This window comes from Microbacterium sp. SY138 (assembly GCF_039729145.1).
GTDB classification, from domain to species: Bacteria; Actinomycetota; Actinomycetes; order Actinomycetales; family Microbacteriaceae; genus Microbacterium; species Microbacterium maritypicum_A.
In genome coordinates, this window is sequence record NZ_CP155793.1 from 413089 (window position 1) to 428486 (window position 15398).

Annotated in this window: 14 protein-coding genes; 10 read left to right on the forward strand and 4 right to left on the reverse strand. The window is 70.3% G+C overall.

What is annotated here, in order from left to right:
- Positions 1 to 159 precede the first annotated feature (159 nt).
- From ABDC25_RS01915 to ABDC25_RS01950, 8 genes are read left to right on the forward strand one after another with little or no spacing between them, the layout of a single operon-like run.
- A complete protein-coding gene (locus ABDC25_RS01915; RefSeq protein ID WP_029260081.1) occupies positions 160 to 1185 on the forward strand; it encodes an iron-siderophore ABC transporter substrate-binding protein in 1026 nt (341 codons plus the stop codon).
- A 33-nt stretch (positions 1186 to 1218) separates the two neighbouring features.
- Positions 1219 to 2268 carry an iron ABC transporter permease gene (locus ABDC25_RS01920; protein WP_347124568.1) on the forward strand — a complete coding sequence of 350 codons (1050 nt, stop codon included), beginning with the start codon at positions 1219 to 1221 and terminating at the stop codon, positions 2266 to 2268.
- Positions 2265 to 3347 carry an iron chelate uptake ABC transporter family permease subunit gene (locus tag ABDC25_RS01925; RefSeq protein ID WP_029260079.1) on the forward strand — a complete coding sequence of 361 codons (1083 nt, stop codon included), beginning with the start codon at positions 2265 to 2267 and terminating at the stop codon, positions 3345 to 3347. Before ABDC25_RS01920 ends, ABDC25_RS01925 begins: the two co-directional genes overlap by 4 nt.
- On the forward strand, positions 3344 to 4144 hold the full coding sequence (locus tag ABDC25_RS01930; protein ID WP_021198339.1) for an ABC transporter ATP-binding protein: 801 nt from the start codon (positions 3344 to 3346) through the stop codon (positions 4142 to 4144). The genes ABDC25_RS01925 and ABDC25_RS01930 overlap by 4 nt, the downstream gene beginning before the upstream one ends.
- On the forward strand, positions 4134 to 5096 hold the full coding sequence (locus ABDC25_RS01935; RefSeq protein WP_347124570.1) for a siderophore-interacting protein: 963 nt from the start codon (positions 4134 to 4136) through the stop codon (positions 5094 to 5096). Before ABDC25_RS01930 ends, ABDC25_RS01935 begins: the two co-directional genes overlap by 11 nt.
- A 1-nt stretch (position 5097) precedes the next feature.
- A complete protein-coding gene (locus ABDC25_RS01940; protein WP_347124572.1) occupies positions 5098 to 5931 on the forward strand; it encodes an ABC transporter ATP-binding protein in 834 nt (277 codons plus the stop codon).
- A 27-nt stretch (positions 5932 to 5958) separates the two neighbouring features.
- Positions 5959 to 6984, forward strand: coding sequence for an iron-siderophore ABC transporter substrate-binding protein (locus ABDC25_RS01945; protein ID WP_021198336.1), 1026 nt, complete (start codon positions 5959 to 5961; stop codon positions 6982 to 6984).
- Complete coding sequence (locus ABDC25_RS01950) at positions 6981 to 9068, forward strand: iron ABC transporter permease (protein ID WP_347124574.1); 2088 nt, start codon at positions 6981 to 6983, stop codon at positions 9066 to 9068. The genes ABDC25_RS01945 and ABDC25_RS01950 overlap by 4 nt, the downstream gene beginning before the upstream one ends.
- A gap of 72 nt (positions 9069 to 9140) precedes the next feature.
- Here the strand turns inward: ABDC25_RS01950 and ABDC25_RS01955 are convergent, their stop codons facing one another.
- Positions 9141 to 9983, reverse strand: a complete 843-nt coding sequence (locus ABDC25_RS01955) for an alpha/beta hydrolase (RefSeq protein WP_029260076.1) — start codon at positions 9981 to 9983, stop codon at positions 9141 to 9143.
- Between the two features lie 96 nt (positions 9984 to 10079).
- Between ABDC25_RS01955 and ABDC25_RS01960 the strand changes: the two genes are divergently transcribed.
- Entirely contained in the window at positions 10080 to 10646 is a 567-nt protein-coding gene (locus tag ABDC25_RS01960; RefSeq protein WP_136023934.1) for a TetR/AcrR family transcriptional regulator, read from the forward strand.
- Between the two features lie 124 nt (positions 10647 to 10770).
- Positions 10771 to 11583 carry a tryptophan-rich sensory protein gene (locus ABDC25_RS01965; protein WP_347124577.1) on the forward strand — a complete coding sequence of 271 codons (813 nt, stop codon included), beginning with the start codon at positions 10771 to 10773 and terminating at the stop codon, positions 11581 to 11583.
- On the opposite strand, the gene ABDC25_RS01970 is transcribed toward ABDC25_RS01965, so the two are convergent.
- From ABDC25_RS01970 to kdpC, 3 genes are read right to left on the reverse strand one after another with little or no spacing between them, the layout of a single operon-like run.
- Positions 11565 to 12236: a response regulator transcription factor gene (locus ABDC25_RS01970; protein WP_029260073.1), complete on the reverse strand. Its 672-nt coding sequence runs from the start codon at positions 12234 to 12236 to the stop codon at positions 11565 to 11567. The genes ABDC25_RS01965 and ABDC25_RS01970 overlap by 19 nt on opposite strands.
- Complete coding sequence (locus ABDC25_RS01975) at positions 12233 to 14791, reverse strand: ATP-binding protein (protein ID WP_347124579.1); 2559 nt, start codon at positions 14789 to 14791, stop codon at positions 12233 to 12235. The genes ABDC25_RS01970 and ABDC25_RS01975 overlap by 4 nt, the downstream gene beginning before the upstream one ends.
- Positions 14788 to 15390, reverse strand: coding sequence for a potassium-transporting ATPase subunit KdpC (gene kdpC / locus ABDC25_RS01980; protein WP_029260071.1), 603 nt, complete (start codon positions 15388 to 15390; stop codon positions 14788 to 14790). Before kdpC ends, ABDC25_RS01975 begins: the two co-directional genes overlap by 4 nt.
- Positions 15391 to 15398 lie beyond the last annotated feature (8 nt).

Genomic DNA, 15398 nt, shown 5'->3' on the forward strand with positions numbered 1-15398 from the left:
GGCGGCGATTCGCGGCGAATCGCGCGATTCGAGAGGCAGCACGCGGCCGGGAATCCGGGGTGAGGTTCCCCTAACCTCCGTGTTAGATTAGGCGAGGCTTACCAAAGCCTGGGCGCAGGTCATGCGCCGCCCCCTCACCCCGAACCCGAAGGAACGCCTGTGCGCACCTCTCGAATCCTCGCCATCGGCGCGGCCGCCGCGCTCGCCATCGGTCTCTCCGCCTGCGCATCCTCTGCCCCGGAGTCGACCTCGACCGCCGGCGGCAACCCCGCATCCGACGACGCCTTCCCCGTCACCGTCGAGCACGTCTACGGCGAGACCACGATCACCGAGAAGCCCGAGCGCGTCGCGACCGTCGCATGGGCGAACCACGAGGTGCCGCTGGCGCTGGGCATCGTTCCGGTCGGCATGAGCAAGGCGTCGTGGGGCGACGATGACGACAACGGCGTGCTGCCCTGGGTCGAGGAGAAGCTCGACGAGATGGGGGCCGAGACGCCGGTGCTGTTCGACGAGACCGACGGCATCGACTACGAGGCCGTCGCCGACACCGAGCCCGACGTGATCCTCGCCGCCTACTCCGGCCTCACGCAGGAGGAGTACGACACCCTCTCCAAGATCGCTCCGGTCATCGCCTACCCGAAGGTCGCCTGGGGCACTTCGGTCGACGAGATGATCGAGATGGACTCCAAGGCCCTCGGCCTCGAGAAGGAGGGCGACGCCCTAATCGAGCAGCTGGACGCCGACGCGCAGAAGGCGCTCGAGGCGAACAGCGTGCTGAAGGACAAGAAGGTCCTGTTCTCCTACATCGACCCGACCGACCTGAGCCAGATCGGGTACTACACGGCGATCGACACCCGCCCGGGCTATCTCCACGATCTCGGTCTGCCGTTCCCCTCGATCGTCGAGGAGAACAAGGACAGCGACCAGTTCTACCTGACGGTCAGCGCGGAAGAGGCGCAGAAGTTCGACGACGTCGACCTGTTCATCACCTACGGCGACGAGTCGATCATCCCGCTCCTGCAGGCCGACCCGCTGCTGTCGAAGATCCCGGCGATCGCCGAGGGCCGCATCGCGGTCCTTCCCGACGCCACCCCCATCGCGGCCTCCGCGAACCCGTCGCCGCTGTCGATTCCGTGGGGTCTCGACGACTACCTCGCGCTCCTGGCTGCACCGCTCGCTCCGTAGTCGTTCGATCCGCCTCCGCGGAGTGAATACCCAGTGACCTCAGCAACCGTCATCGCGCCCGCACCGGGGGCCGCAGACCTGCGGCGCCCGGTGCTGGTGCGAACCCTCTGGCTCCTCATCGGGCTCGTGGTGCTCGTCGTCCTCACCATCCTGTCGATCTCGTTCGGCGTGCGCGCCGTCTCATTCGACGACATCGCCGCGGCCCTCACCGGTCACACCGACACGATCGCGCAGGCGGCGATCGTCAAGCGCATCCCCCGCACGGTCCTGGCCCTCCTCGTCGGTGCGGCACTCGCCCTCTCCGGCGCGACCATGCAGGCCGTGACGCGCAACCCCATCGCCGACCCCGGCATCCTCGGCGTCTCGAACGGCGCCTCGCTGGCCGTGGTGTGCGGCATCGCCTTCTTCGGTCTCGCCGACCCCTACGGCCAGATGGCGTTCGCGATCGCCGGAGCAGGGCTCGCCGCCGTCTTCGTCTACACGGTCGGATCCCTCGGACGCGGGGGAGCGACACCTCTCAAGCTCGCGCTCGCGGGTGCCGCCACCTCGGCCGCCTTCGCCTCGCTCATCAGCGCCGTCATGCTGCCCCGCGTCGACCTGCTGCAGACGTTCCAGTCGTGGCAGATCGGCGGCGTCGGTGGCGCGGAGTGGCCGCGCATCGCGCTCACCGCACCGGTTCTGGCCACCGGCGCCCTGATCTGCTTCCTGTGCTCCCGGGGCATGAACTCCCTCGCCCTCGGAGACGAGATGGCCAAGGGGCTCGGGGAGAACGTGTTCCGCACGCGCATGATCTCGGCGCTGGGCGCGGTGATCCTCGCCGGGGCCGCGACCGCGATCGCCGGCCCCATCGGCTTCGTCGGGCTCATCATCCCGCACGTATGCCGCATGCTCGTGGGCACCGACCACCGCTGGCTGCTCCCGTTCTCGGCCATCGCCGGCGCCGCCCTCCTGACCGCGAGCGACATCGTCGGGCGCGTGATCGCGCCATCGTCGGAGGAGATCCAGGTCGGTATCATCACCGCCATCATCGGCGCCCCGTTCTTCATCTGGATCGTCCGCCGGCAGAAGGTGCGTGAGCTGTGAGCACGACAGAGCACACCGAGCACACCCTCGACCGGGTCGACGAGCCGGCATCCGCCCGGATCGCGCGTATCGTCGCGGGGCGTCGCTCGCGCCACCGCCGGCATGCGGTGGCCACGATCGTCCTCGGCGTCCTGGTCTTCGCCCTCTTCGCGGTGGCGCTCATGGTCGGCAACACGTTCTACACGCCGGATGAGGTGATCCGGGTGATCCTCGGAGAGACCGTGCCGGGCGCCTCGTTCACCGTCGGCGATCTGCGACTGCCGCGGGCGGTGCTCGCCGTCCTCACCGGCATCGCATTCGGAATGGCGGGTGTGTGCTTCCAGACGATGCTGCGCAATCCGCTCGCCTCGCCCGACATCATCGGCATCTCCAACGGTGCCGGTGCGGCGGCCGTGTTCGGCATCATCGTGTTGTCCGTGAACGGGCCGGTCGTGTCGCTGCTCGCTCTCGGCGGCGCCGTCGTCACCGCCCTCGTGATCTACCTGCTCTCGATCAAGGGCGGCTTCGCCGGAACCCGACTCATCCTGATCGGGATCGGCGTCGCGGCGATGCTGCAGAGCGTCATCTCGTACATGCTGTCGCGCGCCGCGAACTGGGACATCCAGACCGCGATGCAGTGGTTGACCGGGAGCCTCAACAACGCCTCGTGGGAGCGGGTGCTGCCGATGGCGATCGCCGCGGCGATCATCGTGCCGCTCATGCTGTCGCAGGGGCGCGCGCTCGGTGCGCTTCAGCTCGGCGACGACTCGGCTGCCGGTCTCGGCATCCGGGTCAACGCCACCCGCCTGCTCCTCATCCTCGGTGCGGTCGCGCTGCTCGCGTTCGCGACCGCGGCCACCGGCCCCATCGCCTTCGTCGCCTTCATGGCCGGCCCGATCGCCGCGCGCATCACCGGCCCCGGCGCCAACCTGCTCCTGCCGTCGGCGTTCGTCGGAGCCGTGCTCGTCCTCGGCGGCGACCTGATCGGCCAGTTCGCCTTCGGCACCCGCTATCCCGTCGGCGTCATCACCGGCGTCGTCGGCGCGCCGTACCTGATCTACCTGCTCATCCGCACCAACCGCTCCGGGGGTTCGCTATGACCGTCTCGCACAGCCTGTCCGCCGAGGGGGTGACGCTCGCCTACGGTGACCGCACCATCATCGACGGCCTCGACCTGCAGATCGCCCCCGGTCGCATCACCACCATCGTGGGGGCGAACGGATGCGGCAAGTCCACGCTGCTGCGCTCGCTGGCGCGCCTGCTGTCTCCGAGCGACGGCCAGATCGTGCTCGACGGCAGATCGGTGCACGCCCGCCCCACCAAGGAGGTCGCGCGCATCCTCGGGTTGCTGCCGCAGTCGCCGGTCGCGCCCGAGGGCATCGCGGTCGCCGATCTGGTCGGCCGTGGACGGCACCCGCATCAGAAGATGCTCGCCCGATGGAGCGCCCACGATTACGAGGTCGTGGCGGATGCCCTCGACGCCACCGGCATCTCCGACCTGGCCGACCGCAGCGTCGACGAGCTCTCGGGCGGTCAGCGCCAGCGCGTGTGGATCGCCATGGCGCTCGCACAGGAGACCGACATCCTGCTGCTCGACGAGCCGACCACCTTCCTCGACGTCGCCCACCAGGTCGAGGTCCTCGACCTGCTCACCGATCTGAGCGTCTCGCGCGGCACCACGATCGTCATGGTGCTGCACGACCTCAATCTCGCGGCCCGCTACGCCGACGAGCTGGTGGCGATGAAGGACGGGCGGGTGCACGCGACCGGTGCGCCGCAGGACATCGTCACCGCCGAACTCGTCGAAGAGGTCTTCGGCCTCGCCAATCAGATCACCATCGATCCGGTCTCCGGCAAGCCGATGGTCACACCCATCGGGAGGCACCATGTCCGCTGAGACGACCACGACCGACCGTCCGACCTACATCCTCACCCGCGCCGAGGTACGGGGGGTCGCGCGCGTCTCGCCCTCGTTCGTGCGGGTGACGTTCGGCGGCGACGAGCTGAGCGAGTTCGGCACGCCGGGTGAGGTGTTCGACAGCCGCATCAAGCTGGTGTTCCCGCCCGCGTCCGGAGTCCTGCCTGAGCTCGACAGGGCATCCGACAACTGGTGGCAGGCGTTCCTCGCGGTGCCCGAGGTGGAGCGCGGGTCCATGCGCACCTACTCCGTGCGCGAGCTGCGGCTCGATGACGAGACCGGCACCGAGGTGGACGTCGACTTTGTGCTGCACCTCGAACCCGGACTGACCGGACCCGCGTCGCTGTGGGCGAGCCAGGCCGCGGTCGGGCAGGAGCTCTACCTGGTCGGCCCCCGCCGCGGGGTGGATGTCGACGCGCACGGAGGGGCCGAGTTCGCGCCGGGGACCGCGGCATCGGTCGTGCTCGCCGGCGACGAGACCGCCGCTCCGGCGATCGCCCGCATCCTCGAGGACGCACCGCAGGATCTGCGCGGCGTCGCCTTCATCGAAGTGCCCTCGCCCGCCGACGTCCTCCGCATCGACGCACCCTCGGGGGTCGAGGTGCACTGGCTGCCGCGTGACATCGGTGAGCCGCACGGCTTGCGGCTCATCCCCGCCGTGCTCGCCCACCTCGGCGACGCCGATGCCACGGACGAGATCCGGGTGAAGGACATCGATGGTGAGGACCTGCTGTGGGAGACGCCGGACTACTCCGGTCTCGGCGAGGACATCGCCACGGGGGATGCTGCGGCCGAACGCTACTTCTGGATCGCGGGGGAGAGCGGCGTGGTCACCACGCTGCGTCGCCACCTGGTCAAGGACCTCGGCATCGATCGCGGGCAGGTGGCCTTCATGGGCTACTGGCGCCGCGGCGTCGCCATGCGAGGCTGAGATGACGACCAGATCCCCCTCCCTGCACGGCCGATCCCTCGTGCTCGGATACGGCCGTGCCCGGGTGGTGCACGACGTGTCGCTACAGCTCGCTCCCGGCCGGGTCACCGCGCTCATCGGCCCGAACGGCAGCGGCAAATCGACCGTCCTGCGCGCCCTCGCGCGTCTGCACCGCATCGAGGCGGGGAGCGTGCGCATCGGCGGAGACGAGACCCGCGACGCCGCCGCCCTTTCTGCGAAGGAGTTCGCGAAGGCCGTCGCGATGCTCTCGCAGTCGCGGCCGCATCCGTCCGGCATCGAGGTCTCCGACGTGGTGGCGTACGGTCGCCACCCCCACCGGGGCCGATTCTCCGGCGTCAGCGATGCGGACCGTGCCGCTGTCGCCCGTGCGCTCGCCCTGACCGGACTCGGCGCCATGGCCTCCCGTCCCGTCGACCAGCTCTCGGGAGGCGAACTCCAACGCGTGTGGCTGGCGACCGCGCTGGCGCAGGAGACCGGCGTGCTTCTGCTCGACGAACCGACCAACCATCTCGACCTGCGCTACCAGGTGGAGACTCTCGATCTGATCCGCGAGCTCGCCGACGACCACGGCACCGCCCTCGGCGTCGTGCTGCACGACCTCGACCACGCGGCATCGGTGGCGGACGACGTGGTGCTGCTGCACTCCGGTCGAGTGCACGCGGTCGGCACTCCCGCCGAGGTGCTCACCGGCGCGAATCTCTCGCACGTCTACGGCCTGCGCATCGACACCGAGATCGATGAGGAGACCGGCCTCGTCCGGGTGCTCCCGCGCGGTCGACACCACGGACGCCATCGCGCCGCTGCGACATCCTGACCCCCACCCTCCCGGAGGAAGAACACGATGAAGAAGAAATCCCTCGCCCTGGTCGCCCTCGGCGGCGCGCTCGTGATGGCCCTGGCCGGCTGCGGCACCACTCAGGCCCCCACCGCCTCCGACGCGTCGGCGTCGACGAGCGCGGGGTGCGACGACGACACCACCGCGACCTCGACGGGCGCCGTCTCGGTCACCGACGACCTCGGTCGCACGGTCGAGCTCGACAAGCCGGCCGAGCGGATCGCGGTGCTGGAGTGGCAGCAGATCGAGGATGCGCTGTCGCTGTGCGTCACGCCGGTCGCGGTCGCCGACGCCGAGGGCTACAGCACGTGGGTCACCGCGGAGGAGCTCCCGGAGGGCGTGACCGATGTGGGCACCCGCCAGGAGCCGAACCTGGAGACGCTGTTCGGCACCGAGCCCGACCTCGTGATCGTCGAGGTCAGTGCGGCGGACGACCCCATCGTCTCCCAGCTCGAGGCCTACGACGTGCCCGTGCTCGCGACCGTCGGCGCGGATGCCGCCGACCCCATCGCGAAGATGCTCGGCACGCTCGACCTCATCGCCCAGGTGACAGGGCGGGAGGAGCGCGCCGAGGTCGTCGCCGACGAGTTCCAGGAGCACCTCGACGCTGCCTCTGCCGAGCTCGCCGATCTTGACCTGCCCACGAAGGAGTTCGTGTTCTTCGACGGCTGGGTCGACGGCGGCAATGTCGCGCTGCGTCCGTTCGGTCAGGGGTCGCTGGTCGGTGAGATCGGCGAGAAGCTCGGACTCACGAACGCGTGGACCGGCGAGGTCGACCCCGCTTACGGCCTCGGGCAGACCGATGTGGAGGGCATGACCACGGTCGGCGACGCCAGTCTGTTCTACACCGGCACCGAAGATCCCGAGTCGGAGAGCTTCATCGACGCGCTGCAGGACAACCCGGCGTGGACCTCGCTTCCCGCTGTGGCCGAGGGGCGCCTGACCGCCTTCCCCGCCGGGATCTGGACGTTCGGCGGCCCGCGCTCCACCCAGCAGATCATCGACGGCTACCTCGAGGTGCTCTCGAAGTGACGGGTGCCCTTCGCCTCGACGAGACGGCCGCGACGGAGTCGGCGCGTCCGGCTCCTGCGGTCGCACCCGACGAGGCGGAGGGACGCCGGGCCGGGGCTCTCCTCACGGGCATAGGCGTCCTCGTGGCCCTGGCCGTGGTGCTCGTCGCCGTCGCGTGCTGGCATCTCACGCAGGGCACCAGCGGTGCGGTGTTCGCGGAGACCGAGGTGCTGTGGGGGTCGCGGGTGCCGCGTCTCGCCGCCGGCGTCGCCGTGGGTGTGGCGCTCGGCGTGGCCGGCATCCTCCTCCAGTCGCTCGCCCGTAACGCTCTGGCCTCGCCGGACACGCTGGGGGTGACGGCCGGCGCCTACCTGGCTGTCACGGCACTCGCTGCGTTCGGCATCGCCGTGCCAGTGTGGGCTTCGGGCGCTGTCGCATTCGCCGGGGGCATCGTCGCGGCGGGGATCGTGCTCGGTCTCGCCGGCGGTGCGGGTTCGTCCACCACGCGGCTGATCCTGGCGGGCACGGCCCTCGCGCTCGCGTTCCAGGCCGGCACCTCGACGCTGCTCATCCTATTCGACGAAGAGACCAAGGGGCTGCTCGCGTGGGGGAGCGGAAGCCTGTCCCAGCTGGGCCTGACCGCATTCCTGCAAGCCGCCCCGGTCGTGGTCGTGGTGACGGCGGCTGCTCTGGTGCTCGCGCGTCGGTTCGACATCCTGGCGCTCGGCGACGACACGGCATCCTCCCTGGGCGTGCCGATCCGATCGACGCGGGCCGTCGGCATCCTGCTCGCCGTCACGCTCACCGCGGTATCGGTGACGCTGGCGGGGCCGATGGGCTTCGTCGGGCTGTGCGCGCCCGTGCTCGCCCGCCTGCTGACGCGGGTGGTGCCGAGCCTGAACCGCCATCTGCTCCTGATCCCGGCCGCCGGGTTGCTCGGCGCGATCGTCGTGATCCTCTCGGATGCTCTGCTGCGGGCGATCATCGGGGCCGAGGCGGCGATCCTCATCCCGACCGGAGTTGCGACGACGCTGCTGGGGGCGATCGTGCTCGTGCTCATGGCTCGACGCCTGCGCGACGCCGGCCCGACGCGGGAGCCTCCGCGGGTGCGCTTCGGCGTGCGCAGCGGGGCGCGGTTCCGCATCACCCTGGCGGTCGTGGTGCTCGGGGTGACCGGCGTGCTGCTCCTCGGCCTGCTCGCCGGGCACACGTGGCTGTTGACCGGAGATATCGCGCTGTGGCTGCAGGGCGAGGCGCCGGCGGCGATCGCCTTCGCGCTGGACGAGCGGGCGCCGCGCATCGTGGCCGCGGTCGTCGCCGGTGGAGCGCTCGCGCTCTCCGGCGCCATCATCCAGGGGGTGAGTCGGAACCCCCTCGCCGACCCGAGCATCCTCGGTGTCACGGGCGGGGGCGGACTCGGCGCGGTGCTCGTGATCACGAGCGCCGTCTCGTCCACCGCGGGCATGATCGCGGGTGCCATCGCCGGAGCGCTGCTGGCCTTCGTCCTCGTCTACCTGCTGTCGTGGCGCGGTGGTCTGAACGCCGACAGGTTCCTGCTGATCGGCATTGGCGTCTCGTACTTCACCGTCTCGCTCACGACCTTCTTCCTCCTGAGGTCGAGCCCCTGGGACACTCCGAAGATCTACACCTGGCTCTCGGGCACCACCTACGGCCGTGTCTGGGAGCAGATGCTGCCCCTGGCGATCGTGCTGGCCATCGCCCTGCCGCTCGTGGTGATGAGCCGCCGCGAGCTCGATGTGCTGTCGCTCGACGAGGACACCCCGCGGCTCGTCGGCATCCGTCTCGAGCCGGTGCGGCTCACGTTGCTGGTCGTGGCGGCCGTGCTCGCGGCTCTGAGCGTGACGGCGATCGGCGTGATCGGCTTCGTCGGTCTCGTCGCTCCGCACGCGGCGCGGGCGCTCGTCGGCGCGAGGCACTCGAGGATGATTCCGGTCGCGGTGCTGCTGGGCGGTCTCCTGGTGGGGGTGGCCGACACGATCGGTCGTACCGTCATCGCCCCCGCGCAACTGCCGGCCGGACTCGTGGTCGCGCTGATCGGTGCCCCGTACTTCGTCTGGCTGCTCTGGCGCTCGCGCGACGCGTAGCTCCCGCCTCGAATCGCGCAGATGGTCCCCTTCCGTCGAGGAAGGGGACCATCTGCGCGATTCGAACGGGGACTACTTGGCGAGGAACTCCTTCAGCGCGGCGTTGACCTCGTCGGCGTGGGTCCACAGCAGGCCGTGCGGAGCGCCCTCGACCTCGACGTAGTCGGCGTCGGGCACTGCCTGGTGGAATCGACGGGCGGTGGCATCGATCGGCAGGATGTTGTCCTTCGTCCCGTGCAGGATCAGGGTGGGCTTTCCGGCGGAGCGCACGGCCTCGACGTCGGTGCGGAAGTCTTCGATCCACGCCGGCACGACCGCGTAGGCGGCCACGGGGGCGCTGCCGACCGCGACGTTCCAGCTGCCGGTCACCGCCTGCTCGCTGATGCGCGAGCCCAGGTTCTCGTCGAGGTTGTAGAAGTTCTTGTAGAAGTCGGTGAACCACGCGAAGCGATCGCCCTTGGCGGCAGCCTCGATGCCGTCGAACACCTCCTGCGGCACGCCCTCGGGGTTGTCGTCGCGCTGCACGAGGAAGGGCTCGAGCGAGGCGAGGAAGGCGAGTTTGGCGACGCGGTCGTGGCCGTGGCGGGCGACGTAGCGTGCGAGCTCTCCGGTGCCCATCGAGAAGCCGACCAGCACGACGTCGCGCAGGTCGAGGGTCTCGAGCACGGTGTTCAGGTCGGCGGCGAAGGTGTCGTAGTCGTACCCGGTGTTCACCTTCGACGATCCGCCGAAGCCGCGGCGGTCGTAGGTGATGACGCGGTAGCCCTGGGCGAGGAGCTCGCGCGTCTGACGCTCCCAGCTGTGACCGTCGAGCGGATAGCCGTGGATCAGGACGACGGGCTGACCCGATCCCTGGTCTTCGTAGTAGAGCTCGATCGGGGTGCTGTTCTCGGTGCCGACGGTGATGTAACCCATGATCCTGATCCTTTCGGTTCCGGTGAGAACGGTCGTTCTCGCTCGATGTGACCAATCTAGAGAACGTTCGTTCTCGTGTCAAGTAGACTTCTGGACATGACCGAAGACGAGGCTCGCGAGCGCATCCTCTCCACCGCCGAGGAGCTCTACTACCGCAAGGGGTACGCGGCCGTCGGCATGGACGAGCTGCGTCAGGAGGCCGGGGTCTCGCTGCGCCGCCTCTACTCGCTGTTCCCGTCGAAGACCGACATCGTCGTGGCCGTGCTCGCACGCAAGCACGCCGAGTGGGAGTCGGGCCTGTCGGGTGCCGTGGCGGATGCGGGCGGCGACCCGCGCGCACGTCTCCTCGCCGTCTACGGCTATCTCGAGAACTGGTTCTGCGCCGACGACTTCCGCGGCTGCGCATTCATCAACGCGTTCGGCGAGCTCGGGGGCACGAATCCCGAGGTCGCCGAGATCGTACGCGCGCACAAGGCCTCGTTCCAGGAGTACATGGCGGGTCTCGTCGCCCAGACGGGCGCGCCCCCCGCGCTCGCCGCGCAGCTGTCCATCCTCGCCGAGGGGGCGCAGAGCACGGCCGCGATCTCGGCCGACCCGGCAGTGGCCGCGCAGGCCAGGGGAGCCGCCGAAGTCCTGATCGATGCGGCCTTCACGCGCGCCTGATCCTTCTGCGCGAGCTTCCGCGTGAGGCGGGCATGATGGGGGTTTTGACTAACCTGGTTAGCGAAATGCCGTTCCGGTGTCAAGGGCGATGCGTCGCGCGCGGGCGTCTCGTAGCCTGCGGAGCATGGAATCACGCACAGAGGGCATCGGTCGTCAGTCGCTGATCATCGCGGCGGCGACGTTCATGGTGATCGCGGCCGCTGTCGGCGCGGGGGCATTCGGCGGTGCGTCCGTCGATGACCTGCAGGACGGGGCCCTCTCCGCCCAGGGCTCGTACCTCGCGCCCGCGGGGCCCGCATTCTCGATCTGGTCGCTGATCTACCTCGGCCTGTTCGCTTACACGGTGTGGCAGGCGTTTCCCGCCCAGCGGCAGGACCCGCGTCAGCAGGCCGTGGGCGGATGGATCGCCGCGTCGATGGTGCTGAACGGGCTGTGGCTGGTGACCGCACGATTCCTGACGCTCTGGCTCACTGTCGTCGTGATCGCGGCGCTGCTGGCCGTGCTCGCTCGAGTGATCGTGCTGCTCGGTCGCTTCCCCGCCCGCAGCCTCGCCGATCGCATCCTCACCGACGGCGCGAACGGCCTGCACTTCGGCTGGGTCACGATCGCCACCGTCGCCAACACCGCCGCCTGGCTCACGCAGATCGCACCGCAGAGCTGGGCGCAGGCCGCCGATGCCTGGGCGATCGGCGTGCTGGTCGTCGTCCTCGTGATCGGAGCCGCCGCCGCCTGGATCACCGGACGCATCGCCCCCGCCCTCGCGACGGCCTGGGGTCTGGCATGGCTCGCCGTCGGACGGCTCACCGGAGAACCGCAGAGCACGCCGACCGCCATCGCCGCGATCACCGTGGCGGTGCTGCTCGTCATCACCGGGGTCGTGGCGGTCCTGCGCCGGTCGCGCGCCGTGGGCGCCGACGCTCAGAGCACCAGGCGGTAGCCCATCCCCGATTCGGTGAGCAGGTGCACGGGAGCGCCGGGTTCCTGCTCGAGCTTCTTTCGCAGCTGCGACATGTACAGGCGCAGGTAGCCGGAGTCGGAGACCTGCTCGCTGCCCCAGATCTCCTTCAGCAGGTCCTGGCGCGTGACCAGGGCGCCCGGATGCCGGGAGAGGTGCTCCAGCATCCGCCACTCGGTCGGGGTCAGGTGCACGCGCGCTCCGCCCCGTGTCACCGTCTTCGTCGAGAGGTCGACCACCACATCGCCGAAGGCCACGGTCGACTCGCCGCTGGCCGGGATGGAGCGACGCGAGAGCGCACGCAGTCGTGCCAGCAGCTCGTCGACCTGGAAGGGCTTGGTCACGAAGTCGTCGGCGCCGGCGTCGAGCGCTTCGACCTTGTCGGCCGAACCCGTGCGACCGGACACCACGATGATCGGCACGTTGGTCCATCCGCGCAGCGCCTGGATCACCTCGATGCCGTCGAGTCGGGGCATCCCCAGGTCGAGCATGATGAGGTCGGGGTGGGTCTGGGCGGCCGCAGCGATGGCGGCGGCCCCGTCGGGAGCCACGACCACCTCGTATCCGTGCGCGGCGAGGGTGATCCTCAGCGCGCGGACCATCTGCGGATCGTCGTCGGCGATGAGCAGCTTCACTCCGTGCCCTCCGTGTCGGCAAGTCCTGCGGCCAGCGGCAGGGAGATGACCATGGTGAGGCCTCCGCCAGGCGTGTCCTCGGGTGTCAGGGTACCGCCCATGCCCTCGGTGAACCCGCGCGACAGGGCGAGTCCCAGACCGAGTCCCGTGGTGTTGTCGGTGTCGCCGAAGCGTTGGAACGGCTGGAAGATGCGGTCCCGTCTCTCGGGCGAGACGCCTTCCCCGCGGTCGATGATGCGGATCTCGGCGCGGCCGCCGAGGGCGCTCGTGGAGACGATGACCCGTGCGTCTTCGGGGGAGTGCCGATGGGCGTTGGCGATCACGTTGACCAGCACGCGCAGCAGCAGCACGGGGTCGGCGTGCAGCGGCGGCAGGTCGGGATCGAGGGCGAGCTCGACGTCGGACGGCCCGAGCCCCAGCTCATCGACGGCGGCGAGCACGCAGCCTGCCGCATCCATCCGCGACGACGATACGGCGAGCACGCCGGCCTGCACGCGGCTCACGTCGAGCAGGTCGGTGACCAGCGTCGACAGCGTCGCGAGACTCTCGTCGGCGGTGGCGAGCAGTTCTTCGCGATCGGAGGCCGACAGTCCGTGCGCACCGCGCAGACCGCCGATGGCGGCGACCGCCGAGGCGAGGGGGCGGCGCAGGTCGTGGCTGACGGCCGACAGCAGGGCGCTGCGCACCTGGTCGGTCTCGGCGAGTGCTTCCGCCTCGCTCGCGGTGGCACGCAGATCGGTGTGCTCGATCGCGGCGGAGAGCTGGGCGACGATCGCATCCAGCAGGCGGCGTTCGGGTCCGGCGAGCGGCTCGCCGTTCAGCTCCAGCACCGCACGGGGCCCGCCCCCGGGGACGACGCCGACGGGGATGGTCGTGGCACGTCCGTCGGCCACGGGTTCGCCGTCGCTCGCGAGCACCTCGCCGTCGGGAGCGATCAGGCGCACGCCGCTCAGCCCGAACGCCTCTCGGGTGCGGCTGACCAGAGCCAGCACGGCGTTGTCGCCGCGGAGCACGTTGCCGGCGACTGCGGCGAGCAGCTCGGCCTCGGCGGCGGCGCGCTGCGCGGTGCGGGCCCGTCGCGCGGCCTGGTCCACGATGATGCTGACCAGGATCGCGATGAGCACGTAGAGGGCGAGCGCGAGCACGTGCAGCGGATGCGCGATCGTGATCGTGAACAGCGGAGCGACGAAGAGGAAGTCGAGCGTGACGCCCGAGAGCACCGCCGCGAACACCGCAGGGCGGATGCCGCCGATGAGGGCGACCACGACCACGAGCAGCTGGTACGCGAGCACCTCGGCGGTGATCGACTCGGGGCTGCGGAACGTGAACATGATCCACGACAGGATCGGTCCGAAGACGAGCGCGACGCCGAAACCGAGCAGCTGTCGACGCCAGCCCAGGGCTCCGCCGGTGATGCGCGGCAGCACCATCCGCCCACCCGCTGCGGCGTGCGTGACGATGTGCACGTCGATGTCGCCGGAGCGGCGGATGACCTCAGAGCCGATGCCGGGACCGGTCAGCGCAGCGGTGAGGCGACTGCGCCGGCTGACGCCGATCACGAGCTGGGTGGCGTCCGCGCCCTGCGCGAACTCCACCAGGGTGGCGGGGATGTCGTCGCCCACGACCTGGTGGTAGGTGCCGCCGAGCGACTCCACGAGCGTGCGTTGCGCGGCGAGGGCTCCCGGTGTCTCGTCGCGCAGGCCGTCCTGCGCGGTGATGTGCACCGCCAGCAGCTCGCCGCCGGCGGAGCGGGCCGCGATCCTGGCGCCGCGGCGCAGCAGGGTCTCGCCCTCGGGGCCGCCGGTCAGGGCGACGACCACGCGCTCCCTGGCCTGCCAGTTGCCCTCGATGCCCTGTTCCGCCCGGTAGCTGCGCAGCGCGCTGTCGACCTCGTCGGCGAGCCAGAGCAGGGCCAGCTCGCGCAGTGCGGTGAGGTTGCCGAGGCGGAAGTAGTTCGACAGGGCGGCGTCGATCCGCTCGGCCGGGTAGACGAGTCCGGCCGAGAGTCGATCACGGAGCGTCTGCGGGGCGAGGTCGACGACCTCGATCTCGTCGGCGGCGCGGACCACGGCGTCCGGGATCGTCTCCTGCTGCGCGATGCCGGTGATCTTCTCGACCACGGCGTTCAAAGACTCGATGTGCTGCACGTTGACGGTGGTCACCACGTCGATGCCCGCATCCAGCAGCTCGTCGACGTCCTGCCAGCGCTTGGCGTTGCGCGAGCCGGGGACGTTGGTGTGCGCCAGCTCGTCCACGAGGGCGATCTCGGGTGCCCGCTCGAGCACGGCGTCGACGTCGAGTTCGGTCAGGGCGATCCCGCGGTGGAGGTCGACCCGGCGGGGCACCTCGGGGATTCCGGCGGTCTGCGCCTGCGTCGCGGCGCGGTCGTGCGTCTCGACGATCGCGATCACGACGTCATGGCCCTCGTCGAGCATGCGTCGTCCCTCGGCGAGCATCTCGTAGGTCTTGCCGACGCCGGGGGCGGCTCCGAGGAGTACCCGGAGCCGCCCCCGGCGGGAGTGGCCGTGAGATCGACGAAGTGGCGCTGCGGTCATTCGCCCTCCCGTTCATCGAGCGCGAGATTGAGCTCGGCGACGTTGATGCGCTCCGCGCCGAGGAATCCCAGATCCCGCCCTTGAATCCTAGACTCCACGAGGTCGCGCACCTCCTGTGCGGAGAGTCCGCGGGCCTCGGCGACGCGCGGCACCTGCAGCAGTGCGTACGCCACGCTGATGTGCGGGTCGAGCCCGGAACCCGAGGCGGTGACCGCGTCGGCCGGCACCTGCGACGGGTCGACCCCCTCGCGCTCCGCGATCGCGGCCTTGCGCTCCGCGATCGCTGCGACCAGGTCGGTGTTCTCCGGGCCGAGGTTGCTTCCGCTGGAGCCCGCGCCGTCGTAGCCGTCGCCCGCGGCGGAGGGCCGCGACTGGAAGTACTCCGGGAGCGCCTCGCCGTCGTCATCGGTGAAGGACTGGCCGATCAGCGAGCTGCCCCTGTCGTCGGGAAGGGGGGAGCCATTGGCCTGCCACGGGAGCAGGAGCTGCCCGATGCCGGTGACCAGGAGTGTGTAGGCGACACCGAGCACGAGGGTGAGGACGAGCATCGCGCGGACGGCGACACCGGTGGTGCGGACCGCGGTGCGTGTGGAGGACATGTCTGGAT